The organism is Litchfieldella qijiaojingensis (assembly GCF_014651875.1).
GTDB lineage: Bacteria > Pseudomonadota > Gammaproteobacteria > Pseudomonadales > Halomonadaceae > Litchfieldella > Litchfieldella qijiaojingensis.
Genome location: NZ_BMXS01000055.1, coordinates 1 through 3,246 on the forward strand (window position 1 = coordinate 1; position 3,246 = coordinate 3,246).

Here is a 3,246-nt window from a genome sequence, read left to right on the forward strand (position 1 = left end):
CCAACCGCGGCCTGATCTCCACCCAGGGCGACCTCGCCGTCACCGCCCACCACCTCACCCAGCGCGGCGGGCGCCTGGCCAGCGGCGGCACCTCGACCTACCGCCTCGGCGGCACCCTCGACAACCTCGGCCGCCTGACCGGCGTCGGCAACGTCGACATCACCACGTCTTACCTCAACAACCGCGGCACCCTGGGCAGCCAGGCGGATCTGCGCATCGTCAGCCGTGGCGGCATCGACAACCGCCCCGACACCCTGCTGTTCGCCGGCGGCGACATGACGCTGCGCGGCACGCGCCTGGTCAACCGCTATGGCGACATCTACAGCCGCGGCAATCTCGACTTCGCGCGCAACGACCGGCAGGCCAAGGCGGAGCGCCTCGAGAACCGTTCGGGAACGATCGAGGCGGAGGGGGACATCTCGCTGTATGCCGGGACGATCGTCAACACCAAGGAAGAGTATCAGGATGAGCTGGTACTTCAGGAACGCAGCCTATCCGCGACGGCGTATGCCGTGACGGGCTCTCATCAGGAGTATTACAGCGACGGGCGTGATAGCGACAAAGGTTGGATCTGGGTCTCTGACGGGGTGGTTCGGAGCTTTTCCGAGTATGAGCTTCAGGAGAAATACGAGACGGAGGTGGCCCAGGACTCTCCCGCAGCCCAGCTGGTGGCCGGTGGTGACATGGCGATACGTGCCGGTGACCTCGAGAATGCCAATAGCCTGATAGCGGCAAACGGTAATCTGCATATCCAGGCCAATACGCTGAAGAATCAGGGCGCGCAACGCCAGTCGGTGTTCAAGCGGACCACCTACGGCGACCCTCAGGCCTTGGCAGGGCTGACTCCCATCGAAGAGGAGTGCCGCTTCTATCCATGTTTCGATTATACAGCAGGCAGTAGATATAGTGGATATTGGGTCAGGGAAACCTTGCTTCCCGACGATCTCGCCGCCAGCCTAGACGAGTGGAACGCCAACGACGGACGCGATGCGCAAGGGCAGGATCTCCCCCTGCCAGAGGCACTGTCAGGTTCCGAACAACTCAGCCAGGTGGTGACCCGCACGCCGCTCGCTGGCGGGGACAAGGCCGTGATACAGGCCGGGGGCCGGGTCTCGATCAATGTCGCCAATCGACTCGACAACGGCCAAGTCGATAACGGTGTACGTGAACGATTGAACGGCAGCCTGGCCAACACCGCTACATCCGGCGTCGTCGACACACTGGATTTCACCCTCGCCCGCCGCACCTCTGACGCTGACACACGCAGTGCCAGACAGCACGATGGCGTCGCTCGCAGCGATGCCTCCGCCACGGATAACCTCGCCTCGCCCGAGTTCAGTGCCTCGATGGTGGAGGCCGGTCAGGCAACGGTCGACCCAACTCCGCCGGCCTCGACTGACCTCGACATCTCGATGGTGGAGGCCGGTCAGGCAACGGTCGATCCCAGTCCCCTTGCCTCGGCCGATCTCAATGTCGACATGGTGGAGACCGGTCAGTCAACGGTCGCCCCGGGGCAGATGGCGCTCGCCCCGGGTGACGTGGCCAGCTACCGTGACGTGCCCTTCGAGCGCGTCTCTCCCACTCAGCTTTCCTCGTTCCGTCTGCCGCGGGGGCGCTACGGGCTCTTCGTGCGCAATACCGCGCCACAGAGCCGTTACCTGATCGAGACCAACCCGGAGTTCACCAGCGCCGACCAGCTGATGGGCTCCGACTATCTGCTCGACAAGCTGGACTACACCGCCGACGGTGCCTACCAGCTGCTCGGCGACGGGCGCTACGAGTCGCGCCTGATTCGTGACGCGGTCCTCGCCAACACCGGGCAGCGCTTCCTCGAGGATTCGCTGAACGACGACTACGCCCAGTACCGCCACCTGATGGACAACGCCGTGGCGGCCAAGAACGCCCTGCAGCTCAGCGTCGGCGTCGGCCTGACGCCGGCGCAGACCGCGGCGCTCACCCACGACATCGTGTGGCTGGAAGAGCAGCAGGTCGACGGCGAGACGGTGCTGGCCCCGGTGCTCTACCTCGCCCAGGTCGACGAGCGCAACGTGCGCGGCAGCAGCCTGATCCAGGGCAGTGACATCGACCTGATCGCCGGCGGCGACCTGGTCAACGTCGGCACCATCCGTGCCAGCCACGACCTCGCCGCGACCAGCGGCGGCTCGATCCTCCAGGGCGGCCTGCTCGAGGCGGGCCAGCGCCTGGACCTGAGCGCCCGCGACTCGATCCGCAATGCCCTGGCCGGCGAGATTCGTGGCGGCCAGGTCAGCCTGATGGCCACCGAAGGCGACATCGTCAACGACCGCACCGCGATCACCGCCGGCCACGCGCGTTCCTATGCCACCTATCTCGACCAGGGCGGCCTGATCAGTGCCCGCGACAGCCTGGATCTGAGCGCCGGTCGCGATATCGTCAACCGCGCCGAGATCGAAAGCCAGGGCGACGTCGCCTTCCTCGCGGGACGCGATATCGTCAGCGAAGCCGTGGCCAATGCCCGCCGCCAGGTCAACGGCTATGAATCGGGTGTCGGGGAAGGCAGCGACCGCACCACGCAGCTTAGCGCCAGCCTCACGACAGGCGGCGATGCCGCGCTGATCGCCGGCCGCGACGTGACGGTCACGGCCAGTGACATCATCGCGGAAGAGGCCTTGGCCGTGACGGCGGCCCGCGATATCCGCCTCGAGGCCGGTGAGGACACCACCCACGACTGGGGCACCGACACCCCCTCGCACCGGTGGTATGGAAGAAAGCGCACCGATGAACGCACCACCACCCAGGTCGGCAGCCAACTGAGCAGCGGCGACGACACCCGCCTCAGCGCCGGACGCGACGTGCGCCTGACCGCCAGCGAGATCGACAGTGGCGCGGGCCTGGCCATCGCCGCGGGCAACGACATCGTCCTCGACGCCGCCGAGAACGAAACCCACACCCAGACCGACGAGTGGCGTCGTGAGTCGCAAACCCGCACGGTCGAACAAGCCGGCAGTGCGCTGACGGCCAGAGAAGACATCGCCCTCCAGGCGCAGCGTCACATCACCGCTATCGCCAGCCGCGCCGAGGCGGCCGGCAACCTCGCGCTCGACGCCGGTGGCGACCTCACTTTTGCCTCGGCGGCTAATATTCGCCACCACGAAGCCCACACCGCCACCACCGACTGGATCAGCCGCCGGGTGCGCCAGCAGGGCAGCGAACTGCTGGCCGGCAAGAACCTCACGATGCGCAGCGGGCGCGATCTGCGCCTGATCG

1 protein-coding gene is annotated in these 3,246 nt (G+C 66.6%); it reads left to right on the forward strand.

The features are described 5' to 3' along the window. A partial coding sequence (locus IE093_RS22100) for a hemagglutinin repeat-containing protein (protein ID WP_189473081.1) occupies positions 1–3,246 on the forward strand: 3,246 nt, incomplete at both ends.